At 51.9% G+C, this 23,750-nt stretch carries 20 protein-coding genes; 7 read left to right on the top strand and 13 right to left on the bottom strand.

All coding sequences use genetic code 11. From position 1 onward, the window contains the following. The first annotated feature begins 98 nt into the window (after positions 1-98). The 3 genes from I0P70_RS11475 to I0P70_RS11485 all read left to right on the top strand — a co-directional run bounded on the left by I0P70_RS11475 (position 99) and on the right by I0P70_RS11485 (position 3,716). Positions 99-671: a fasciclin domain-containing protein gene (locus I0P70_RS11475; protein ID WP_196117854.1), complete on the top strand. Its 573-nt coding sequence runs from the start codon at positions 99-101 to the stop codon at positions 669-671. 187 nt (positions 672-858) lie between these two features. After that, positions 859-2,310, top strand: coding sequence for a pitrilysin family protein (locus tag I0P70_RS11480; protein WP_196117856.1), 1,452 nt, complete (start codon positions 859-861; stop codon positions 2,308-2,310). A gap of 5 nt (positions 2,311-2,315) precedes the next feature. Beyond that, positions 2,316-3,716: a pitrilysin family protein gene (locus I0P70_RS11485; RefSeq protein WP_196117858.1), complete on the top strand. Its 1,401-nt coding sequence runs from the start codon at positions 2,316-2,318 to the stop codon at positions 3,714-3,716. Between the two features lie 213 nt (positions 3,717-3,929). Here the strand turns inward: I0P70_RS11485 and I0P70_RS11490 are convergent, their stop codons facing one another. The 10 genes from I0P70_RS11490 to I0P70_RS11535 form a co-directional block, all read right to left on the bottom strand. Then, entirely contained in the window at positions 3,930-4,718 is a 789-nt protein-coding gene (locus tag I0P70_RS11490; RefSeq protein ID WP_196117860.1) for a PPC domain-containing protein, read from the bottom strand. Positions 4,719-5,134: 416 nt separating this feature from the next. Beyond that, the gene (locus I0P70_RS11495; RefSeq protein ID WP_196117862.1) at positions 5,135-5,359 is read right to left on the bottom strand and encodes a hypothetical protein; all 225 of its coding nucleotides are present in this window, start codon (positions 5,357-5,359) and stop codon (positions 5,135-5,137) included. A 199-nt stretch (positions 5,360-5,558) separates the two neighbouring features. After that, the gene (hrpB, locus tag I0P70_RS11500; protein ID WP_196117864.1) at positions 5,559-8,102 is read right to left on the bottom strand and encodes an ATP-dependent helicase HrpB; all 2,544 of its coding nucleotides are present in this window, start codon (positions 8,100-8,102) and stop codon (positions 5,559-5,561) included. Positions 8,103-8,137: 35 nt separating this feature from the next. After that, positions 8,138-8,641: an ankyrin repeat domain-containing protein gene (locus tag I0P70_RS11505; RefSeq protein ID WP_196117866.1), complete on the bottom strand. Its 504-nt coding sequence runs from the start codon at positions 8,639-8,641 to the stop codon at positions 8,138-8,140. Positions 8,642-8,687: 46 nt separating this feature from the next. Continuing rightward, on the bottom strand, positions 8,688-8,972 hold the full coding sequence (locus I0P70_RS11510) for an antibiotic biosynthesis monooxygenase (RefSeq protein ID WP_230392138.1): 285 nt from the start codon (positions 8,970-8,972) through the stop codon (positions 8,688-8,690). A 46-nt stretch (positions 8,973-9,018) separates the two neighbouring features. Beyond that, a complete protein-coding gene (locus I0P70_RS11515) occupies positions 9,019-13,134 on the bottom strand; it encodes a chemotaxis protein CheB (protein WP_196117870.1) in 4,116 nt (1,371 codons plus the stop codon). 34 nt (positions 13,135-13,168) lie between these two features. Continuing rightward, positions 13,169-14,731 carry a GAF domain-containing protein gene (locus tag I0P70_RS11520; protein WP_230392139.1) on the bottom strand — a complete coding sequence of 521 codons (1,563 nt, stop codon included), beginning with the start codon at positions 14,729-14,731 and terminating at the stop codon, positions 13,169-13,171. 235 nt (positions 14,732-14,966) lie between these two features. Then, positions 14,967-15,704, bottom strand: a complete 738-nt coding sequence (locus I0P70_RS11525; RefSeq protein WP_196117882.1) for a carboxypeptidase-like regulatory domain-containing protein — start codon at positions 15,702-15,704, stop codon at positions 14,967-14,969. Then, positions 15,691-16,263, bottom strand: coding sequence for an RNA polymerase sigma factor (locus I0P70_RS11530; protein WP_196117884.1), 573 nt, complete (start codon positions 16,261-16,263; stop codon positions 15,691-15,693). Before I0P70_RS11530 ends, I0P70_RS11525 begins: the two co-directional genes overlap by 14 nt. A gap of 115 nt (positions 16,264-16,378) precedes the next feature. Beyond that, the gene (locus tag I0P70_RS11535; protein WP_370583205.1) at positions 16,379-16,972 is read right to left on the bottom strand and encodes an ExbD/TolR family protein; all 594 of its coding nucleotides are present in this window, start codon (positions 16,970-16,972) and stop codon (positions 16,379-16,381) included. 78 nt (positions 16,973-17,050) lie between these two features. On the opposite strand from I0P70_RS11535, the gene I0P70_RS11540 reads away from it, so the two are divergent. Together I0P70_RS11540 and I0P70_RS11545 are read left to right on the top strand one after the other, a co-directional pair. Further along, entirely contained in the window at positions 17,051-18,073 is a 1,023-nt protein-coding gene (locus I0P70_RS11540) for a zinc-binding dehydrogenase (RefSeq protein WP_196117886.1), read from the top strand. Between the two features lie 108 nt (positions 18,074-18,181). Further along, the gene (locus I0P70_RS11545; RefSeq protein WP_196117888.1) at positions 18,182-18,874 is read left to right on the top strand and encodes a hypothetical protein; all 693 of its coding nucleotides are present in this window, start codon (positions 18,182-18,184) and stop codon (positions 18,872-18,874) included. A 2-nt stretch (positions 18,875-18,876) separates the two neighbouring features. Here the strand turns inward: I0P70_RS11545 and I0P70_RS11550 are convergent, their stop codons facing one another. After that, positions 18,877-19,140, bottom strand: coding sequence for a hypothetical protein (locus tag I0P70_RS11550; RefSeq protein ID WP_196117890.1), 264 nt, complete (start codon positions 19,138-19,140; stop codon positions 18,877-18,879). A gap of 294 nt (positions 19,141-19,434) precedes the next feature. Here I0P70_RS11550 and arsB point away from each other — a divergent pair, with 294 nt between their 5' ends. After that, positions 19,435-20,478, top strand: coding sequence for an ACR3 family arsenite efflux transporter (gene arsB, locus I0P70_RS11555; RefSeq protein WP_196117892.1), 1,044 nt, complete (start codon positions 19,435-19,437; stop codon positions 20,476-20,478). A gap of 186 nt (positions 20,479-20,664) precedes the next feature. After that, positions 20,665-21,351, top strand: a complete 687-nt coding sequence (locus I0P70_RS11560) for a hypothetical protein (protein WP_196117894.1) — start codon at positions 20,665-20,667, stop codon at positions 21,349-21,351. A 49-nt stretch (positions 21,352-21,400) separates the two neighbouring features. Here the strand turns inward: I0P70_RS11560 and I0P70_RS11565 are convergent, their stop codons facing one another. Then, positions 21,401-21,850 (bottom strand): hypothetical protein, encoded by a 450-nt coding sequence (locus I0P70_RS11565; RefSeq protein WP_196117895.1) that lies wholly within the window; start codon positions 21,848-21,850, stop codon positions 21,401-21,403. Between the two features lie 183 nt (positions 21,851-22,033). After that, positions 22,034-23,704 (bottom strand): mechanosensitive ion channel family protein, encoded by a 1,671-nt coding sequence (locus I0P70_RS11570; protein ID WP_196117897.1) that lies wholly within the window; start codon positions 23,702-23,704, stop codon positions 22,034-22,036. Positions 23,705-23,750: the final 46 nt, after the last annotated feature.

Below are 23,750 nucleotides of genomic sequence, written 5' to 3' on the forward strand. Positions count from 1 at the left end.
AATAGTAACGAATATCATCTTTTTAACTAATCGCAGTCATCCTTCAAGGATAGAAATTTACGGAATATTACACCATCAAACTAAACCACTCAAATAAAATGAAAAGTTTACATGTAACCTTGATAGCAATTGCTTTTGGTCTGGTGACCTCTTGCAACTCTGCCAACGAGCAAGACACGGCGGTGGCGGCCACTGAAACTAATACAGATCATGCAGCTATGGATCATGGGGCTGGCCAGTCCGCCGTAGCCGATGACCAGTCGCAGCAGAACGTAGTGCAGGTAGCGGCCGGATCAAAAGACCACACCACTCTGGTAGCTGCCGTAAAAGCCGCCGGGCTCGTGGATGCCCTGACCAATGCCGGTCCTTTCACTGTGTTTGCCCCGACTAACGCTGCTTTCGATAAACTACCTGCTGGTACAGTAGACGGTCTTATGAAACCAGAGAGCCGCAAGGACCTGCGCAACATTCTGCAATACCATGTATACGTAGGCGTGATCCCTGCTGAGCGTTTTGACAACGATATGAGCCTGGGTCAGGTGAACGGAGGTCGTGTAAACCTTGGCCTGGAAGGTGATCAGCCTACCGTAAACGGTGTGAAGATACTAGCCTCTATACCTACATCCAACGGCATTATTCACGTAATAGACCAGGTATTGTTGCCGCAGTAAAGAGCCCCTAGCCTTAACTTACTGGTTAGCAGGCCTGAGTACCTTACATAGGTATTCAGGCCTTTTTTTATATAGATAAACCTGTATTTTAAAATTTAACATATTTTTTAGCATATATTTTAGTTTGTTTTCGTAATAAGTTCTGGATTAAGGATTAACATATCTTCAACCTTAAAAGCAGTGCATTATGAACCACACACCTTTGCAAAACTATGTTAAATGGGGTGCTCTGGCACTGGTACTCAGTCTGAGTGCCTGCGGTCAGCGGACAACCACCCAAACCCCCGAAGCAGCCACGACCACAGCTGAGAACGTCAATACAGCCACGGAGAATACCTCTCCAGCTTCAGCCTACCAGATTCCGGTTGACTACTATACCCTGGACAATGGCCTGAAGGTGGTGCTGTCACAGGACAAGACGGCACCGCTAGCCACTATTGCGGTCTACTATAATATTGGTTTCCGGATTGAGCCTAAGGACCGCACAGGTTTTGCCCACCTGTTCGAGCACATGATGTTCCAGGGCTCCGAGAACCTGGGCAAGATGGAGTTTATTCAGCTGGTGCAGAAAAACGGCGGCATCCTGAACGGCTCTACCCGTTTTGACTTCACCAACTATTTTGAGATCGTGCCAGCCCATAAGTTGGAAACCATGCTTTGGGCGGAAGCTGACCGTATGAAAGGGCTCAACATCACCCAGGAAAACCTGACCAACCAGCAGGGTGTGGTGAAGAACGAAGTGAAGGTGAACGTGTTGAACCAGCCCTATGGCGGTTTTCCGTGGCTCGATATGCCGCAGTATGCCAACAAGAACTGGTACAATGCACACAACTTCTACGGCGATCTCGAAGATCTGGACGCTGCCAGTCTGGAGGACGTGCAATCTTTTTTTGATACCTATTACTCGCCAAATAATGCGGTACTGGTTGTTGTAGGCGACTTCGAAACAAGCGAAGCCAAGCGTTGGATACAGCAGTACTTCGCCGGTATACCTTCCGGGGATGTTCCTTCGCTGCCTGACCTGAGTGAGCCGCGCCAGGAAAAAGAGCAGCGCTTCACCAAAGACGACAAGCTGGCTAACCGTCCGGCTTTGGCCTTCGCCTACCACATGCCTGAGCGCAACTCCCCTGAGTATTATGCGATGGGCCTGCTCGACCAGATCCTGCTGCAGGGCAATGACAGCCGCCTGTACCAGGCACTGGTGCAGGAGCGGGGCTATGCCAGCTCTGTGGATGGCGGCATCAACGCTTTCCTGGGCAACATGTTCAACTACAATGGTCCGATGCTCTGGATGGGCAGCCTAATCCATGACCAGAACGTAAATGCTGACGAAATCGTGAAAGTCGTCGATGCAGAGATACAGAAGTTGCAGCAGGAAGGTATAGACCAGGAGCTGATTGACCTGGCGATCGTGAAAATGCGTTCCTCCCTCTATGATCAGGTAAGTGCTTCCTCCGGTTTTGGAAAAGCAGACCTGCTAGCCACTTTCGCCCTGTTCGACGATGACCCGTCCCGCATCAACCGCCTGGAATCTGAGTTCAGAAAGGTGACACCTGAGCTCCTTCGCAAAACGATAGAGGAGTACCTGCGGCCAACCAATCGTACTGTTTTAGTTGTTAACCCACTTGCAAAAAGCTAAGCGCCATGTATAGAAAGATATTCACCATAACACTGAGCGCCATCCTGTCCCTGTCGGCAGGTATGGCCATGGCCCAGAAACAAACGCCGCCGGAAGGGGGCCAGCCGCGTGATTTTAAACTGCCCGCCAAACAGGAATTTGAACTGGATAACGGGCTGTCTGCCGTGATGGTCCCTTACGGCGACGTGCCAAAGGTAGTCGTGAGCATGGTGGTCCAGGTCGGGAACGTGCATGAAACGGAGAAGCAGAACGGCTTGGCCGACATCGTGGGAAATCTGATGCAGGAAGGCACCGCGACACGAAACGCACGGCAGCTGGCTGAAGAAGTAGCCCGCTTGGGCGGCTCAGTATACGTAAGCGTTGGGCCGAATGAAACCTGGATTTCCGGTTCTGCTCTGTCAGAATTTGGCCCGCAACTAGTCGATATCATGGCTGACCTGCTCAAGAATCCGGCATTCCCGGAAGCTGAAATGGCCCGTATAAAAAATGACTTCAAGCGCCAGAATAACCTGTTGCGTCAGCAGCCAGGTGCCACTGCCCAATCCAAATTCAGAGGGGCGCTTTACCCGAACCATCCTTATGGACGTGATTTCCCGACGGATGAAATGATTGATGGCTTCACGAGAGAGCAGGTACAGCAGTTTTACGAGCAGCAGTTTGGTGCCGACCGCACTACCGTATACGTAGCCGGCAAGTTTGACCAGGGGGCCATGAAAGAGGCTGTTACCAATCAGCTGAGCGATTGGCGAAAAGGAGCTGCACCACAGATCACGGTTGCCAAGCCAGTTACGAAGAGCGACATGATCGTCATAGACAGACCGGGGGCCCCACAGTCCACCATTGTATTTGGCTTGCCGGTTGTGGATCCTTCGCACCCTGATTACATGGCCTTGCGTGTTACCAATTCGCTGTTAGGTGGCTCGTTTGGCTCGCGTATTACCCGAAACATCCGCGAAGACAAAGGCTATACCTACTCACCCTCCAGCTCACTGTCTGCCCGCTACCGGGTAGGAGACTGGGCCCAGGTGGCGGATGTAACCACGGAGCACACAGGCAATTCACTGCGTGAAATTCTATACGAAATCAACCGACTCGCTACAGAGGCGCCTGCGCCGGAAGAGTTGGAGGGCATCAAAAACTATGAAGCCGGTTTGTTTGTGCTGCGCAATTCATCTCCATGGGGTATCGTGTCGCAGCTTAATTTCCTGAAACTCCACGATCTGCCGGATTCTTTCCTGGAGAATCAGGTACAGAATATCCATGCCATTACCCCACAGCAGGTACAGCAAACCACTCAAAAGTACATGCGGCCTAAAAACATGACCCTAGTGGTAGTCGGCGATAAGAAAGCAATTGATCCGCAGCTGAAGAAATTCCAGGCGGAGCTGAAGAAGAACCCGCTTTAGGCAGCTTGTGCCTATAACTGAAAAAGGGAGCCCTGAACAGTCAGGGCTCCCTTTTTATTTCTTGAGGTAGGTATAAAACAAGAACAGACCCCTTTACCAGGAGTCTGTTCTCTATTGAAAAGATTAGTCTGTAACAATTAACTTTTCAACTTTTAGCCATTCTTTTATACGGCAGCAGTTGCAGGGAGGTTACAGAGTATTTAAAAATATTTTTTATTTAGTAATAACTGCTTTCAGGTTAGCCCCCCAATAAGCATGGTAACCATACACGGTGAGGTACCATTCTCCGGATGAAGGATTATTAAAAATACATACTTCATCGTCATAATTCGGGTTTACACTGGCACAGTCTGCTGTCCAGCTGTAGCCATTAGAGCGGTTGATAACAGGGGCCTGTCCGCGGCGTACAAATAAGTCCGACAAAGGGCGGCCTCCAGTTTCAAGTCCACTTAGTACTACTTCCAGCTTTTTGGTGCCAGAAGGCACAGTGATCTTATAAGTTTTTGTGCTGTTAAGGGCACCTTCAATATTTTTAACATCTAGCAAGGTGATATTGCCGCCTGTCGGTGTACCCGTACTCGGTGTGCCTGTACTTGGGGTGCTACCTCCTGTGGATGGCCTGGTATTGGTTCTGGCCCAGTTTCTAAGTGCCAATGGGCCATGGTAAACATAAATGCTGTTGCCGTCATAGCTAAAACCATGCTCTTCTGCCTCGCCTTGGCTGGTATACGTGATAGCACTCCAGTCTTCGCTGGACTTCCGGTACTTTACACCGACCATAAAAGGATTGCCAACCCGTAAAGTCGTTTTACCAAGTTGTGTTGTTTTGCCAACTTTCAGGATGTAGGCATTATCACCGATCGCTTCAATCACCATGCCGTCAGGTGATTCAAAAATGCCTTCAAAATTAAGTGCTTCTTCAAAGGCGTCATTAATTAGTTCGCAACTATTCAGGCCAAAGCCGATCAGTAATAGCAGCAGCAATTGTACATGTTTCTTCATGGGTATAAGGTGTGTAGAGGTTATTGGTTTGGCAAAGGCAGGAAACACCCCAAAGTGTTATTTGAAATAAAAGTGATGATTGATGATGTATAAGAAAATGCAAATATAGCACTGTAAAGTACCTGTGTCAGTACCCAAAGTTGGGTATTTTAAGTTCAATGGAAGAGTAAATGATTGTAGATTGTGCTAAGCAGGGCACACTGATTTGTCATTTAGATAATTAGGAAGCGCTTAATCGGCAGGATAAAGGGGAATACTAATCAGAATGGGCAAAAAAAAGAACAGCACCTTCGTAAAGGTGCTGTTCTCTATTTGAAAAGATTAGTCTGTAACAATTAACTTTTCAACTTTTAGCCGTTCTTTTATACGGCGTCAATTGTAGCCGGGTTACGTCTAACCAAAAAATAATTTATTTTTTATCTGTTATCCGGATTATTCTCACGGTCTACGTCCACCGTTCTGGTATTAGTTGTGGTATCGCGTTCAACTACAGTTTCAGTTACTTCATATTCGGTAGCGACAGAATCTTTGTGTACAACAGTACCATCACTTTCTGTAGCCCCGGTTCCACTGTTATCACAGGCCACTAAGCCCATCATACCAAACATTAAACCGAAACCTGCATATAATATCTTTTTCATGGTCTTATTTTTTTAATTCTGATTATGATACAATATCTGCTTTCAAGTAAGGCAGAATTGATTTTCATAAATTTGTACGTTGTCTGTGTTCTAAAAGGTTGTGAATCAGTTTGTTTTAATTTTTATATTCTTGATAATGTTATATTTTAAACATGCTGGTGTATGTTCGGACTGTATTCAGACTGCTATTTTGCGCTGCTCAACTACCTCTCCGCTTGATACTTCGGGTAGGTATAGCCGTCAATGGATCCTCAGGCCAATGGTGCTTGGGATAGCGTCCACGGAGGTCTTTTCGCACCTCAAAGTAGCCTGCGTTCCAGAAACTGCGCAGGTCCCGGGTTACCTGCACCGGTCTTGAGGCCGGAGAGAGCAAGTGCATGAGCAGCGGGACCTTGCCAGCGGCAATACGTGGAGTGTCGAGCAGGCCAAATACCTCCTGCAGACGGACAGCCAGTACTGGAGTAGTGGGATTAGTGTAGTCAAGTGCTATGCGGGAACCGCTGGGTACCAGTAGGTGTGTAGGGGCCAGTTGATCAAGTTCCTGCTGCTGCTCCCAGCTAAGCATAGCTAACAGGATTCCATTAAAGTCCAGCCGGTTGACCTGCTCCATGCTGCGCAAGCCGGCCAGGTGCGGTAGCAGCCAATCTTCCATCGTCGCTTCCAGGGCGGTGTCTGATACATCAGGCCATTTGTCAGGTGCCAGCTGCTGCAGAAAAGTGATGCGCTGGCGGGTGCGAAGCGCTTCCTCCGACCAGGGCAGCCGTGCTACGCCTTTATCCTGCAGTGCCTGTAGCAGTGCCTGGGCAATCTGCTCCGGGTCAGGTTGCGTGAGTTGTTTTTCTTCCAGCACCAAAGCGCCGAGCTTTACAATCCGTCGTGCTACTACACGGTTAGCCGCATTGTCCCAGCGCACTTCTTCGGTTTGCATGAGCTGCGTTTCAAAATGCTGAAGCAATTCTTCTTTGCTGAGCGGTGCTGCCAACAGGATGCGCGGATGCTGTCCGGCATCGAGGTGGGCGATGCCATAGTAATCTGCTTCGGAAAATAACTCAGTGGGAAGCGAAGCGCGCTGGCCTGTGATGAGCCGTACCTTGCCAGTGCTTTCACGTTGTGCCAGCCGGTCTGGATAGGCCAGTGCTGTGAGTATGCCTGCGGCGTGGGCTTCGATCATTCCTTTGGAAGCACGGAGCCGCTGTCTCAAATGCTGAGCCTGTTCCTGCACGCGCCGGATGGCATTTTCATCACGCTGGTAGCCAGGTATAGGCGGGCGCTTGCCGGTTAATAGTTCGAGCCGCAAGGGCAGATCAGGCTGGGGCGTGCTTTGGGGATGTTGTGACCGGATGATGTCCCGCTCCGCGAGCAAGGCAGCCAGGGTGCAGGCCGTTTCGGTCAGACCCATTTCATGTCCCCTGATCACCAGGTGTCCCAGACGGGGTGTCAGACCCATGGAAGCAATGGCCTTGCCATGTGTTGTGGCATGGCCTGCTGCATCGAGTGCTTCCAGGCGCAGGAGTAAGTCACGTGCCAAGGACAGGGCTGCAGCGGGCGGCGCGTCCAGCCACTGCAGCGCAGCGGCATCCTTTATACCCCACAGGGCAAGTTCCAGCGCCAGACCCGCCAGGTCAGCTTCGCATATTTCCGGATCCTGACGTTCGGGCAGTTGCAGCTGATCGGCCGTAGACCAGAGCCGGTAGCAGACACCCGGTCCCAATCGTCCGGCACGGCCGCGGCGCTGGTCAGCAGCTGCTTTTGATACCGGCGTGGTAACCAGCGTGGTCAGGCCGGTTCGGGGCATAAAACGGGGCACACGGGCATATCCGCCGTCCACCACGATCTTCACACCCTCGATGGTCAAACTGGTTTCGGCAATGCTGGTAGCGAGTACTATTTTTCGATTGCCGGAAGGGGAGGGCTGGATGGCTGCCATCTGCCGGCTTAGCGCCAGGTCGCCGTGCAAAAGGTGCAGCTCTGTATCTGCTGGTAATCTGTTTTCGAGCTGCTCGGCCACCCGACGCATTTCGCCCATACCTGGCAGGAACACCAGGATATCGCCGGAAGGCTCTTCCCGCAATGCTTTCATGATCGCCCTGGGAACCAGCTGTTGCAAACGCTCCGCGGGACGGGTGCCGGCAGCGGCCACTTCAGCAGGTGTGAGGTAGTGCGTTTCGACAGGGTAGAGGCGACCATCACTCCGAATAACCGGCGCCTGCAGCCATTTGCCTATACCTGTCGCATCGAGGGTGGCGCTCATGATCACGATGCGCAGATCGGGTCGAAGGACTGCCTGAGCATCCAGCGCCAGGGCCAGACCCAGGTCGGCCTGCAGGCTGCGTTCATGAAATTCATCAAACAGGATAGCGGCTACACCTTCCAGGGCGGGATCTTCCTGCAGCATGCGCGTCAGGATGCCTTCAGTCACTACTTCTACACGCGTGCGTGCTGACACAACATGCTCCATGCGCACCCAATAACCTACCGTCTGGCCCAGCGGCTCCTGCATCAGGTCGGCCATGCGTTGCGCCGCCGCACGGGTAGCCAGGCGCCTTGGTTCCAGCACCAGTATTTTGCCACCCTGTAGCCAGTCAGCCTGCAGTAAGGCAAGCGGCACCAGGGTCGTTTTACCTGCTCCCGGGGGAGCTTCCAATACAGCTCGGTTAGTTTGAGAGAGCGCCTGCAGCAGGCTGGGGAGCGCTTCCTTTACAGGCAGCTCCGGCAATTCAGGTATGGAAAGGGCGTACGACATGTCGCCGCAATTTCAGAAAAATAAGCCAGAAATAATCAGGTGGTGCTTTCTGTGGAGGTTTCGAATAGCTTGAGGGCTTCTTCATTGCCCACCTGTGCGGCCATTTGTTGTGCTGTCAGACCACGTGCATCACGAAGTTCGCGGTTCGCACCCTGATCAAGCATGAACTTGACCATGTTGTTGCGGCCGTACATGGTGGCAAACATCAGGGCAGTGCCGCCGCTGCCGTTCTGCACATCAAGGTCGGCGCCATACTCCAGCAGCAGCTCAGCTATACCTTCGTAGCCATTGAAGCACTGCCCCATCAGGGCGGTATTTCCAGCCTGGTCCTGGGCGTTTACATCTGCTCCCGCTTCCAGCAGCATGCGGGCCGCTTCCGGTTGGTTGTTATAAGTGGCTATGATCAGCGGTGTGAAGCCGCGAGGGCCCGGTTCGTTCACATCAACACCTTCATCAATGAGTTGTTTCAGGAGGGTGAGGTCACCGCGGCGTGCAGCATCAAACAGCACATCAACAGGTCTTGTAGAGTGGAAGGTCATAGGTATAAGGGTTTGGTTCTGGCCTTACCTACGATAAAAATTTTTTTTAGTCACTCACCAGGTCAAAAAAACGCACTTTCAGGCTACCCGGTACCAGCTTCAATCCCTTCGGTATACCCTGGTGCGACTCCTTCATGTGCTCTTTGTACCATTCCTTGTAGCTGATCTCGTCGGTCCAGGTGGTCATCACCCAGAACTCATTTTCGTTCTCCTGTGGTGTAAATACCTTCATGCCCAGAAAACCCTTCTCGTGATCCACCATGTGCGGTCGGTTCACGAATGCTTCCTTCACATCGGCTGCCATATCGTTGGCGACCTCAAACTGGCTCATGGCTATATACATAATCTGTTTTTAATTTTTAGGGCGTATTCTTCTGTTACTGCGGAAATGTCAGTGTGAACGTTGTCCCTTTGTCTGTTTCACTTTTCACCTGCACCTGTCCGCCAAAATTATCCATGATCCGCTTTACAATGTAAAGGCCCATGCCAGTGCCGTCTACGTGGGAGTGGAATCGCTTGAAGAGCGTAAACATTTTGCTCTGGCTGTCCTTGCTGATACCAAGTCCGTTGTCCTCGATGCTCAGCACAAGCTTTTTGCCTTTGCGGCTGCTTTTGATCCTGACATGCGGCCTGCGCTCAGGAGAGCTATACTTGAGTGCGTTGCTCAGTAGGTTGTACAGGATGCTGTGCAAGTTCTTTTTGGAGAAACTGATATCGGGTGCCTCAGAGAAGTCAGTTTCAATGATAGCCTGCTTTCGCTCTGCCTCTTCCCTTAGTCCGTCAAAAATGGTATTATACACGGTTTCAATCTCCAGGGCTTCTGACTCACCGTCCACATCCCGCTGCACTTTGGCAATATCTGTCAGGTCGCGGATTACATTTTTGAAGCGCCTGATGGAGTCTTTGATCATGGCAAACAGAGGGTCTGTGGGCTCGCCGGGGAGTGGCTCCGCTTCCTTTATCTGCTCTTCCAGTACGAGCATTAAGCCCTCTATATTCGCAATCGGTGACTTCAGGTCATGGGAGGCCGTGTACACAAAGGTGTCCAGATCGTCGATCACACGCATCAGGTGGTCGTTGGTGTGCTGCAACTTCTCCTGTGCCTGTTTCAGGTCCGAAAGGTCAATGAATGAGCCGATCATCCGGTAAGGCATGTTGTACTCGTTGTACAGGATGTAGGCCCTGTTCGAAACGTAGGTATAATTTCCTTCCTTGTGCTGGATACGGTACTCCGCGTTCCACTGTCTCTTGCCATTGTTGATGGCATCGTTGACACTGCGCTCCACTTCCAGACGGTCGTCAGGATGTAGTTTAGAGAACCAGCCTTCCATGCCGTCAGACATTTCCTGTTCGTCGAAGCCCAGCATTTTATACAAACCGTCACTCCACCAGATCTCGTTAGAGGCCAGGTTCCAGTCCCATACCACGTCGTTGGTGGCCATGGATACCAGGCGGAAGCGCTCTTCGCTGTTGGCCAGCTCATGGGTGCGTTCCTCTACCAGGCGCTCGAGTTTGTTGTTGAGCACTGTCAGGTTTTCTTCTGCTCTTTTAAGCTCTTCGTATGCTGCCAGCGTCTGCTCTTCACTGTTCTTTTTGTCTGTGATATCAGCCATAGTCAGTGCAATGCCATTCCCCATTTTCACGGCGGCTATCTCGAACCAGGCTTTTTGCTCGTTCAGGCTCAGCAGCTGCTCTATGTGCAGCGGCTTGGCCGTTTCCACCACATGGCAGAGTTTTCTGAACAGGCCGGTATCGCGCAGGCCGGATATGGTGGCTGTCACACTTGTGTGCAGCAGGTCTGCGCTCGATTCGCCCAGCATTTCTTCTGCTTTTTTGTTGAGCAGGGTCCAGGTGAAGTCTGTGATCTGGTTCTTGTTGTCGCGGATGGTCTCCATGGCCATGATGCTGTTGATCGAGCTGTCGAGCACCCCCTGCACCACACTGCTCAGGGTCTTGAGGGTAGTCACATCCACAAAGCTGACCACAACGCCGTCTTTGTTCCCATCACGCTTCAGGTAGGGGAGTATTCGCATCAGGAAATAACGGCCATTCTCCGTCTCCACTTCCTGTTCAATCTCCCGTGAGGTATTGTTCACATCCCGGATATCGTCGAAGAGTCGGGCATACTTCAGGTTGTGTGACAGGTGATAAACCGGCCTTCCAATGTCGCCCCCGATGATGTTGACGATCTGCTCCACCGATGGGGTATACTTGCGGATTTCCAGGTTATGGTCCACGAAGATCTGCCCCACATTGGAGCTTCGGAAATAATTGTCCAGGTCCTCATTCAGTTCCTGCAGCTCTTTAATCTTCAGCTGATGTTCTGAATTGACGGTGTGCAACTCTTCGTTGAGTGACTGCATTTCCTCGTTGGAGCTCTGCAGCTCCTCATTGCTCGACATCAGCTCCTCGTTGCTCGACTGCAGCTCCTCATTGGTGGTACTCAGATCCTGCACGGTCATCTGCAAGCTTTCGCGGGTTTCGCGCAGTTCCGTTTCCAGGGTGGTGAGTTGCTGGTAGTAGTCTGCGTCCGATATATGCGGAGAATCCGTTAACTTAGGTTGCGGACTTACTTCGCCCATTTCCTGCAACAGTACGAGTATGAGTGGCGGCTGGCCTTTCTCGAGCGTCACGGGGCGCACGGAAGTATGGATCAGGCGCTCTTTCTTGCCGAACTTCACAGCCACCTGCCGGCCTACCACACTCTTTTTAGTCTTGATCGCTTTGCGTATGCTGACGCTGAGCACAACTGCCAGCTCTTCCGGCACCATCTTGATCAGGTTGAAGTGCAGGCGCTTATCCGGAAACTTGAGAAAGCGGTTGATGTCACCAATGCCGTGCAGCAGCTGGTAGTTCGCGTCAACATAAAGGGCGGTAACTTTAAAGTCTTCTGCCAGGGCATCCATAAATGCCTCATTATAGCGGTTAAGCTGTGTCGTCTTAAACTGGCTGGCCTGGCTTTGCTGCATGCTGGAAGTATGGTATTCGGTGACGCCGTAGCTGCGCTGCAGGCTGCTGCGGTCTTTTACTTTTCGGAAAATTTTCCATTTGCGGTCTTCTTCCTCAAAGTACTCCTGCATGTCTCCGATGTGCTCGCTCGGACCCAATAGCAGGTAGCCGCCCATGTTGAGGGCGTATGGAAACAGGGAAAGCACTTTATGCTGCAGGCTGGGGTTGAGGTAGATGAGCATGTTGCGGCAGGTGATCAGATCGATCTTACTGAAGGGAGGGTCCTTCTGCAGATCGTGCTGCGCAAAGATCACCATCTTGCGGATCTCATCACTTACAGTGTATTTATTGCCCTTCAGCTGAAAGAAACGCTGCAGGCGCTCTTCGGATACGTGTTTCTGGATGACACTGGCAGGGTAAGTGCCTTTGGACGCTTTCTGCAGGGCCTGCTGGTCTATGTCGGTGGCAAAAAGCTTTACATCGGGTTGGCGACCCAGTTTGTGAAAGGCCTCGTGAAAGAGGATGGCCAGCGAATAGGCCTCTTCGCCTGTGCTGCAGGCCGCAATCCATACTTTGGTGAGTTCGCCTTCCTCCTTCGACGCCAGTATCTTCGGGATCACCTTTTCCTCCAGGAGCTGAAAGGCATCCGGATCGCGGAAAAAGCTGGTGACATTGATGAAAAAATCCTGGCAAAGGACTTTGATCTCGGCCGGGTTGGCGTGCAGGTAATTGAGGTACTCCTGCAGTGTTTTAAGCTTCAGGGTCTGTATCCGCTTTTGAATGCGCCGGTTTAGCGTGGGTTTCTTATAGTGGCTGAAGTTGACCTGCGTATGGGTGCATACTAGGTCCAGTATTTCGTTGAGTATTTCTTCCTCTCTGCCCGGATCATCCTGCTGCTTTCCGCTCTGGATAATGTTCCGGACCAAGGGGGTGCGGCGGGTGTATTCCATGATCTCGTGCGGAATCTGATCGGGTGGCAATACGAAGTCCACGCTTCCTGTGTCGATGGCGCTGCGGGGCATGCCATCGAACTTGGCGCTCTCGGGATCCTGCACCACCACCAGACCGCCGGCCTGCTTGATAGCCCGAACTCCCTTGCTGCCGTCAGTACCGGTACCGGACAGCACAACGCCAATCGCGTACGGCCCCCGGTCGATGGCTAGTGATTCAAAAAATGCATCCACGGCAAAGTTGGGCTCCCGGTTGCGGGGCTTTTCAGTCAGGCGCAGGCGTCCGTTCTGCAGACTCAGCTGCTTGCCACTGGGCAGTACGTAAACGCAGTTCGGGCGTGTAAACGCATGATCTTCCGCTTCCTGCACCTGCATGCTGGTATGCTTGGACAGCAGCTCCGCCATCAGACTTTTATGGTCTGGCGACAGGTGCTGTATGATGACGAATGAGAAGCTGGAATTGCCAGGGAAATGGTCAAAGACCTTGTGAATAGCCTCAAGTCCTCCCGCTGATGCACCGATTCCTACCAGGTAATGATCGGCAGGCTTTGGGCTTATTTTCTGCTCCTGCTTATTGTTTGCTTGCTGCAACATGCTGTCTTAGCCGAAATAATGGTAATAGATTCTCTTAGTACTTCTCTCGGATGATCTTGCTAAGTACAGCACTACGCAGCGCCTCTGCAGCCTCCAGTTCTTCCTGTTGCCAGGGGAGGGAGGTGAGCTGCACCGTCTGCTGGTAAAGCGCAAACGAGTTACGGGGATGGTAGCTTTTGCCGTCCGGTTCCATCCGGATAGCCTGATCAGGATTACCGCTCCAGTTGACAGTTTGCAGCACCTCTCCCCGAAAGCAGAGAATATACTCGCCCTGGTCCGGATTAATGGCCAAAGCCAGCAATCCGCTTGCCGTGTCCTTATAATCTTTGCTATTGGGATAGACCTGGGGGAGCGAATTGGTTACGTATGTTTTATCGGAGCTGTTGCGTCGCAACCAGGAGGCCAGCTCTTTTATTTTCTGCACAGGTGGGGTTTGCCCCATGGTGTGTACATTGCCTTCATACAGTATAGCTGCGCCATCCAGTGACAACAGCTCCAGCAGGTTTGGCTGGCCCTGTAGCAGGGCATCTGTAAAAAAGTCACTCTTAAAGAGCTGCTCCAGCATACCGGCATACTGTCCGCGCATGTGTGACTGTACGGACGCGCGCTGCTCTTTCTCATAGGCACCCAGGCGTACTGCCGCTATAGTCGACAATAGCTCCATGGCCGTGCGCTCCTGGTAGCTTGGGTATTTCGGGGTTTTGTGATGGCAGGAGATCAGGCCCCACAGTTTGCCCTCCATAATAAGTGGTACTGACATGGAGGCCGAAATGCCCATATTGCCCATATACTCCAGGTGCACGCCCGCCACACTGCGCAGGTTGCAGCTGGTCAGATCCGTAAAGCGCCTGGTAATAGGGTTAAGGATAGGGTGGAGGCGAACAGGTGTATAGGCGCGTGCAGGTATAAGCCGGTAGGGGTTGCGGAAGTAGAGGTCGCGTGCCTGCTTGGGCACATCGGAAGCCGGAAACCGGAGCCCCAGCAAATCACTCATGTCTTCTGTTTTGGCCTGCCCGATCACGGTGCCATTCCACATGTGGTCGAAGCGGTAGACCAGTACCCGGTCAAAGCCCGTAAAGTGCTTGAACTCGTCTGCCACCGCCTGCGCGATCGCCTCGGTCGTATCAGCCTGCTTGATACGCGATGTGATGTATTTGATCTGCTGGAAAAAGGCCAGAAAAGATTTGTCTTCTTCACTTTGCGCCGGCTCCATCTCCAGCAGGATCTGTTCTGCTTCCGGATGGGCAGTGACGGTGAAAACTTTGCTTTGCCCTGCTGTATTGAAAGTGAGAGACGAAGGGATGTCGACCTGCTCATGTTGAGAGGCCTGCTCACGTGTCAGTTTCAGTTGCAGGTCTTCGAGCTCTTTTTCTTGTACAAAGTCTGCCAGCGGCTTTTCAAGGATCGCATCGGGTGCAATTCCAAGCAGTTCTGTGCAGTTTTCGCTTACTTGCCTGATCCGGAGGGTCTTGTCCAGAACAAGCAGCAGGCCGTGCGGTTGTATCAGGTTGATCTGGTGAAGCGGAATGCTGCCGCAGAATTCAGAATCATAATTTTTTTCACTGCCGGGTTGCAGCACAGGTGCTTTATTTTCCATAGTATGCGAGGACTCTGCCAGGGGTAAAAAAGGGATACAGTACAATAAAAAAAGGTGAGCTGTATGTTTTTGGCAAAGTATATCAGGCTGTAATTTAAGTGTTTTTACCCTAAAAGCATGAAATAAAATACTTTATTGGTGTGCAACAGGTGACCTTTCAGATTGTTTTGATGAGAATCGGTGCTCGGAAATCATCCTAAACGTTTCAGTATAAATACTGGTGCGGCCATAAAAGCTATTTTTTCTTTTCCAGAAGCAGGCGCACTGCTTTGTCCGGGCTTTTGACGCTGAAGGTCTGGGTAGCATAGCCTGCACTACTCACGAGCAAGGTATAGCTGCCGGCATCCAGCGTAAGCCTGAAAAACCCTTGTTCGTCGCTGCTGGTCTGCCAGGGGCTGCCCTGTACCTGCACGGTTGCCTGCCTTATACCTTGGCCTCCTGTATCCAGTACCCGCCCTTGGAGACTGTACTCCGCCTGCGCTCTGCTGTTCTCCAGGTGGCTGTTGGCAGGAGGTGCCGGAATGTCCAGGACAAGCGCAGCGTCTATTGTGCGGGCCAGCAGTTCCTCCGGACTAGGCGGCAGGATTTCGGCTGCCTGCATGGCTGCTTTTTCCTGAGCGGCTGTGCGGGTGTAATGGTAGAATAGAATAAGGCCAAGTGAACAGAACATCATCAGCAGGCCCAGGGCCACACGCCAGTCCGCGAGGCCGTGCAGGGCACGCGGGCGGTGCTTGCGTCGCAAGCGGGTGCGGACCCGCTGCCAAATGCGGTAGCGGGACTGTCGGGTACGGTCCCGGTCTGAAAGCGACATGCCTGTCAGTATGTCTTCGCACATCTCACAATCGAGCAGGTGCTTCTCCAGTTCATAGTTGGTAGCCGGCGGCAGCGTGCCTTCCTCGTATTGCCGCAGCAGCTCAGTGGAGGGGTGTTCCTCCAGTCCCCATTCGCTTATCTGTATTTTATCGTTGCGCATGGTTTTTCTCAATGTAAATTCTAAGGTTACGGCGGCCGTTCTGTATGTAACTTTTTACCTGCTTGAGGTCACAGCCCGTGATTTCCTCTATCTCGCGATAGCTCTTCTGTTGCAGGTAAAACAACTCGATGCAGGTGCGCTGCTCAGCAGGCAGGTGTACCAGCCCGTGTTCGAGCGCCTGCCAGTCCAGTTCTGCTTGTGTGGCTTCGTCCTGTGGCAGGGTGTGGTGCTCGCGTGGCAGGGCCTGGCTTACTTTATCTTTCAGTCGGCCTGTTCGCAGCAGTTGCAGGCAGTGGTTTTTGGTGAGCGAGTGCAGCCACGATTTGAAGTTACTTACCTCATGCCGTTTCAGTGCCACAATTAGTTGCTCGAACACCTGCATCGTGGCGTCTTTACTTTCTTCTTCATCCTCCAGGTAACGCAGGCAGATCAGGTATACCATCTCGGTGTGCCGCTCAAAAAGTTTCCCGATCACGTCCAGGTCACCGGAACGGCGATACTGCCGCACCAGCTCCAGGTCATCAGTGGAACGCGATTTTGAGAAGAACTTTAAAAACATAAGCGATGCTGTGTTAAAGTATATTCAATAAAATAAATATAGTTGAATGTACCATGCTTCTATTGAAATGAATTTATAAAATCCCTGCTGCCCCATAGAGCAGCAGGGATTTTGCTTATCGGGAGGCCAATAAGGCCTTGTCTTCTTCCTGTAACTCCACCAAGGCATATTTGCGGGTGTCGGTTATTTTGAGCTCGTCCAGCACATCCACCATATTTTTAAAGCGGGAGCTTTCCGTTGCTTTCACCAGCACCACCATGTTGGGGTTACTTTTTACCTGCTCGGCCAGCAGCACCTGCCGGATTCCGGTAGCTGAAAAGTCTGTCTGCTTTACCTCTGGCTCATCACCAGGGAAGCCAAAGAAGTAGTATACCTTGTCTGCTTCATCGAGCACAATGTTCAGTGCGTTTTTGCCAGGTATAGGTGTGTTAGGGCCAGTTGTGACAGGCATGTTGATCTCCATGGTCTGGAGCCTGGCAAATGTGGTCGTGAGCATAAAGAATGTCAGCAGCAGAAAGGCCAGGTCCACCATGGGGGTCATATCCAGGTGAAAGCCATTGTTGCGTGCACGTTTTCTGTTGCCTTTTGCCGGGTTTTGTTTTTCCTGTACCTGTGCCATGATCTTGTCCTTTCCGTTTGTGGTTGTGGATGCGGGCAGGCCTTCTGCCGCATTTGTATAGTAGATGAACCGAGGCCCTGGATTCCACACGGAGACTCAATTTATTTCACAAAAAAATTCACAGCAGTTGCCTTCTGTCGTAAGCAGTGGTAAACATAAATCAGCGCTATGATCGATCGACAGGTATACCGCATGTCGCGGGCTGGCTCCATCCGCAACCTCGAGCTACGCCATGAGTCGCTTGAATCACCTGCCCACGATGAGGTATGCGTGCAGGTGCGTGCCATTGGACTCAACTTTGCCGATGTCTTTGCCATGCAGGGCCTTTACAGTGCCACCCCCAGCGGTTCGTTTATACCTGGGCTGGAGTTTGCGGGCGAAATTGTAGCTGTGGGCGAGGAGGCGGGCGACTGGCAGATCGGGGACCGGGTGATGGGAGTGACCAGGTTTGGAGGCTACGTCTCGCACATCAACAGCCACCACCGCTATGTGCTGCCATTGCCCGATAGCTGGAGCTTTGAGGAGGGAGCCGGTTTTCTGGTACAGGGACTTACGGCCTATTATGCCCTTACCGAACTTGGCAACCTGAAGCCAGGTATGAATGTGCTGATTCACAGTGCAGCGGGCGGGGTAGGTATACTGGCTAACCGCATCTGTCAGAAAATAGGTGCCTATACCATTGGTACGGTGGGGCAGCCAGGCAAAGTGGAGTTTTTGCGCAAGCACGAGCACTACGGGGATGTGATCCTGCGGGACAGGGATTTCTATGACAAGCTGATGCACAGTCTCGATGGTCGCCCCCTGCAACTGATAATGGAATGCATCGGCGGACGCATATTGGAGTTAGGCTGGAAGGCGCTGGCACCGATGGGACGCATGGTGGTGTATGGCAATGCCTCGTTCAGCAGCCATGGCAGCAAACCGAACTATCCGCGCCTGATCTGGAAGTACCTGCGCCGTCCGAAAATAGATCCCCTCAAGCTGCCAACCGAAAACAAATCCCTCATGGGTTTTAACCTGATCTACCTGTACGAGCAGACGGATATGATGCATGAATTACTGCAGGGGCTGCAGCAACTCCAGCTTGCGCCCCAGCACGTGGGTCATGTGTATGCCTTCGACGAAATGCACGAGGCCATCCGGCTGTTTCAGCAGGGCAGGTCAGTAGGCAAAGTAGTCGTGGCGGTGTGAGGGTGAAAATACCCACTTTTGGGTATTGGGTGACTGGAAATTAATGTGTTACCTTTGAAGCATACCTGTCAGAAAGAGTGAATCTTTAACCATCAAAGGGCCTCCTGTATGAATATCCCTGAAGCCATCAAAATGACACTTCGCTTTCAGCAGGTGCCCATGACCGCGCATCAAATCGCCTATTTTATTTGCTTCAACCATTTACTGCAGTCTGCTTCCAGCCTGGAGGCCATGGTGCATGCCGTAGAGGAGGCCGTGTTTCAGAACCCTGCTTATTTTTACGTAACGGATGACCTGGTGCACATGAGCAAGTGGCAGGAGCCGGAACAGCAGGTAGTGGAGCATGTCTTTGGTACCGTGCAGCAGGCGATTCACCTTTTGAACGAACTAAGCCATACCTCTGAAAGTGGCAGTAACATTGTACTGGCGCTTCTGCTGTATAAGCGCCTGTCAGACATCAGACGCAGCCAGCAATTGGGTGCGCCCATCGTGCCGGATCTCTGGAAATTTGACCGCGTAGCCGCCGATACCATCCTGCCGGAGCTTTCAGCTAGGGTATACGAGGTAATGGACTACATCGAGCGCACCGACGACCGGCTGGACAACGCTTTCCTTTTTGGCAAAGAGGAGCTCAATCACATGAACGAGCCAGGGCAGCTGAAGAAACTGCAGGAAGTCATGCGACTGCTGGCGACATTGCAGCTCGATGAAGAGCATGTTCCCACACCTCTTTTCCAGGCCATTTTCAGCCACTTGTTCTGGCGCAATATCAAACACACCTCCAAAGTACTGCTCGGATAAGCCTATCGCTCTATGCTGCTACGTGATCTGTACAGTTTGCGGGCTGCGACCTTTCTGCGCTTGTAATAGCTGCTGAGCTGGCTCAGTCTGCCTGTATGCAATTGTTCCGCTCGCTTCGGTGAGTGCGGGATATGACAAACAGGGCAGACAGGCTCCTCGAGTTGTCCCTGCAATTCTTCTATGGCGTCTTCTACCTGGCGCAAATAGGCTACTATGGCCAGTGTGCCCAAGAGGCCAACCAGCGTAAGGATAGTACTGATGATCATGGTAATCGAAACTTTGGCTAAAAGTTGAAATTAGAAGTAATCAAAAGCTGGATAGCGCAGCCAGATGATTATGAATGCACTATATCCGAAAATTTGATTTCTTTAATTAAGGCGATTCCTTCAAGAAATTAAAGCCTCCAGCTATATGATCTTGAACTTCCATAAAGAATCATCGATAGATGCCATACGCATACCGCTTTTGGTGAAGGCAACTACAAGCTATTCTGGTTTTGGTTCTAAATGAATTTATCGTAATATTGCGATGTGAATAACAGATACTAAATCGGCTGTACCATGGCGCAAGCAACAAAACAACCCAAAAAGCAGATTGCCTTTTTTGAGAAATACCTTACCATCTGGGTGATACTCTGTATCGTAGGAGGGACGCTGATCGGCTACCTGGCCGGTGACCAGATGGAGGTGCTCAGTCGCATGGAGGTATACCAGGTGAACATTCCGATTGCCATCCTGATCTGGCTGATGATCTACCCGATGATGCTGCAGATCGATTTTACGAGCCTCAAGCGCATCGGGCGCAAACCAACAGGCATTGTGCTCACTGTAGTCATGAATTGGCTGATCAAACCTTTTACCATGGCCTTCTTCGCCTGGCTATTCTTTTCCAATCTTTATTCCGCCTTCATTACGCCTGAGTTGGCCGGGGAGTACATTGCCGGGGCCATTATTCTGGGTGCTGCGCCCTGTACGGCTATGGTGTTTGTGTGGTCCTACCTGAGCGATGGCGACCCGAACTATACCCTGATGCAGGTATCGGTCAACGACCTGATCATCCTGGTAGCTTTTGTGCCGATCGTGGGGCTGCTGCTGGGCATCACCAACGTAACTGTGCCTTACGACACACTGTTTCTGAGTATCATCATTTACGTAGTAGTGCCGCTGGTCGCAGGTTTTCTGACGAGCCGCACCCTGATCAAATCGAAAGGGGAGGCCTGGTTTACACGGGAATTTCTGCCCCGCCTTAAGCCCATGAGCGTGCTCGCGCTGTTGCTCACGCTGATCCTGCTTTTTGCTTTTCAGGGAGTCAACCTTCTTAATAATCCGCTCATCATTGTTTTCATCGCCATCCCGCTGATCCTGCAGACCTATTTCGTGTTTTTCCTGACCTGGTACAGCGGTCGCAAATTAAAGCTGGTCCATGCCGTGTGTGCACCAGCTGCTATGATCGGAGCCAGCAATTTTTTTGAATTAGCCGTAGCGGTAGCCATCGCCCTCTTCGGTCTGGATAGTCCAGCGGCGCTTGTGTGCGTGGTAGGGGTGCTGGTAGAGGTGCCGGTGATGCTCTCGCTGGTAGCTTTTGCGAATAAGAACAAGTACTAGCAGTCCTGTATACGTGGTTTCGTGCACCGATTGAGAAGCTTTGTGGGGAGGGGTGCTAGAAGGTTTGGTTCACAGGCAGAATTGAAAGTGCGAATCCCCAAAAAAATTGTATTGGAAATCTTCCATTCAGCGTGCAATAAGTTGTGTTAGATGCTATATATTAGCACCTTCACTCAAGCACTATTTATGAAACAACTTTACACCCTGCTTCTTGCCGGGCTATCTTTGACGAGCTGTGTCAGCACAAGCAAATATGCCCAGTTTGTAGAACAAAAGCCAAAGACCGAGCGCCCGGAGCAAGTACAGCAGAGCGACTGGCTGATCGTGCAGGCTCCTCCCGCTGCCCAGAAAAGCAATTATTTAAAACTGGAGAATTCGTTTATACCTGCCATAGTCTACTGGGGCTGGAACTCCACTATATCCTGCGAGCTGGACCCAGGCAGCACAGCGGTTCATGTACAAAGGGGTATGCACCAGGCAGCCCAGAAGCTTAACCTACAGCATGTCCTTGGAGATCGTCAGCTGGTGGTGGAGCTGCAACAGCTACCTGGCCAGTTCCTGTACGAGAACAAGGGCAGTACGGTGTTTTTGCTGTTCATGCACATGACCAGCGCACAGGAAGTGATCACACCTCGTCCGACTAATCTGATCGTGCGTTATTATCTGAAGGAGCATGGAGAAGTGATTGCCTCAGGTGAGAGCATAGTGCCAAACGAGGAGCAGCCCATCCGCAATCTCTGGAAATCAACTAAAAAGTTTACCTGGATGCACCTGGACCTGCTGGAGTCTGAATCAGAGCGTATGGGCATGGCAGCACTCACCTCTATTGCAAAAGAGCTGGAAGCCTTCCCGTATCAGACTGCAGCGGAATAGGCACACAAGCGCTGTTTGAAAAGGGAGCGGTAGATTGCCTGCCCGAGGCTTAAACCCGGCTATTGGAGTCGTGATGCTGGAGCAGCCATTCTGTTGCGCTTTCTGCATCCAGAAACATCTCCACCCGGGTATTGGCTTCTACTATCTTTTGCTCATCTTCGATCTTGTCCTTGATGCGTTGCATGTCCAGCATCGACAAGCCCTCTTCTGTCATGACGCGGGCAAAGCGGGCGACGTAGGGATTTATTTTTGGAATCATGGTGCTCACCAGCCAGTTCTGGTCTGCGAGCTCCATGTAATAAAGCTTTCGCGCATCACTGAGCCAGTAGCGGCACTCCAGATTACAGATATAGTCAGAAGCCAGTGTAAGCGAGCGCCTGAACTCTTCGCTGGAGGGATGCCGTAGCCAGCGGGTGAAGAGGAGGTTCAGCTTGCGATCGACCTCAATGCTTAGGGACTCGTCCTGGTGTAATTTCTCTGTTTGTAAACTGTTGATCATAGGCAGAGCTGTTAGTTATGCTACGCGTTCAGGAGCCTGTGGTTCCTATTGATTACTAAGTATATGCTGCATGGCAAGAGGATGCAATATTTGCTATAAGGTAAGTTAGTGCAATATTTGGAATTAATGCCAGAGCTCACAGCTAAATCTGGTTTATCTGTTTTATTTGTCCCGCTTGCAGTGTTATAATGGCTTCTCCTTCGCATCCCCCATACCTGTACCATCCTGGCTTACCAGCAGTTGCTGCACAGGCAGAGCGAAGCCTTTGCCTTTGGTATTCACGGCATCCATCATACTCAGAAGCAAGCCTTCCTTGATCTCGAGTTGCTCATTAAAATCGCTGGTCAGGACGTAGGAGAAGACCTCGACCTTGAGTGCATCTGAGGTGATCTCGGTGAGACGGACGCGGGCGCTGGCCTTGTCTATTTTGGGATGGGCCGTGAGTGTTTCCCGGAGGGCTCGTAACACGGCCTGTATCTGGGCCGGCGTGGTGTCGTAACGCAGGCGCAGCACCGGGGCAAAGAGGAAGCGGTCGCGGTGGGCGAAGTTCTCAATCTTCTGGGAAGAAAAGTCTCCGTTCGGAATAGTCACGACGGTGCGTTCCGTCGTGCGCAGGCGGGTAGAGCGCATGCCGATCTGCTCTACGGTGCCTGTCGTGTCACCTACTTTGCAGAAGTCGCCTACACGGATGGGCTGGTCAGCGATCAGGGTCACGCTCCCGACAAAGTTCTCTACCGTTTTCTGAGCACCCAATGCCAGGGCGATACCACCTATACCGAGTGCTGCCAGACCAGTGGTCACGTCAAATCCCAGCGTGTCGAGGATGAAGATAATGCCGAATACCAGCAGCGCGATCTTGGCACCGCGGCGCAAGAACAGCACGATCGAAATCCCGGACATGTTGTTCTTCTGCACAAGCCGCCGTTGGCTGAAATTGGTGATCGCGTCGACCAGTCGCCAGAGCAGCAGGATCACAGCCACCAGCCCCACGATGATGGTAAACTCACTGAAGCGCTGCCGCACCACAAACGAAATACCCAGCCGCTGGCTCAACACCACCAGGATCAGGGCAGCCAGGTATAGCCTGACCGGTAAAGAGAAAGCCCGGATGAAACCGTAGGTGGGCTCATCCTTCGTTTTGCGCCAGACATAGTTGATGACAAAAGTGAGCGAGGCCGTAATCCCCCAGGCAATTAGGTAGGCTATGACCGCAATCAGGAGCATGGCCAGCCAGTGCCCGGCAGGTACCCCGCCCCATCTGGTTTCAGTGAGGTATTCGGGCAACACACTTTCCACAACAGCAGTTTTTGGCGCTTCGATCTGCAGGGGTACTTTGCTGATGGTCTCGGAGGCGACCAGCCAGATGGGACCTCCAGCCGGTCCCTGTGTTTTTTCGAGGAGCAGGTCGAAGGTTTCATTAGCTACCTCGGCAGTGCCGACTCTTTCCTTGTCGGGTGGCAGGTTGTCTTCCAGATCGCCTTCGGGTGTGTCGCTGATCCAGGAGCGGGGAAGGGTCTTACTGCGCTGGTCCAGCAGGCGTTGCAGGGCCTGTGCTGTAGCAGCGCCATCCTTGATCGTGCCTTCCGGTGTGTTGAGGTTCAGGTATAGGGCAGCTTTGGTGTAGTCCTCATCTGCCACCGCCCGGATAAAACCCACTACAGTACCCCGCGGCGTGCGCCTTCCCAGCGAATCTTCCGGCCACTCAGGTACTACCGCCTCCACCGTATCTTGTGCAGTTTCCTGTGCATGCGAGGTGGCAGGTATGGCAAGTGTCAGGCTCAGGACAAGCCATAGCGCGAAAGGGTGCCGCAAGAGAAGGTGAGATAGCGCGTAACTGTAAATTGCAGAAAACATGGTTGTTAACGTATGTGGCTCCTGAAGGTAGTCTCATGGGACACGT

This window comes from Pontibacter sp. FD36 (assembly GCF_015686655.1).
GTDB lineage: Bacteria > Bacteroidota > Bacteroidia > Cytophagales > Hymenobacteraceae > Pontibacter.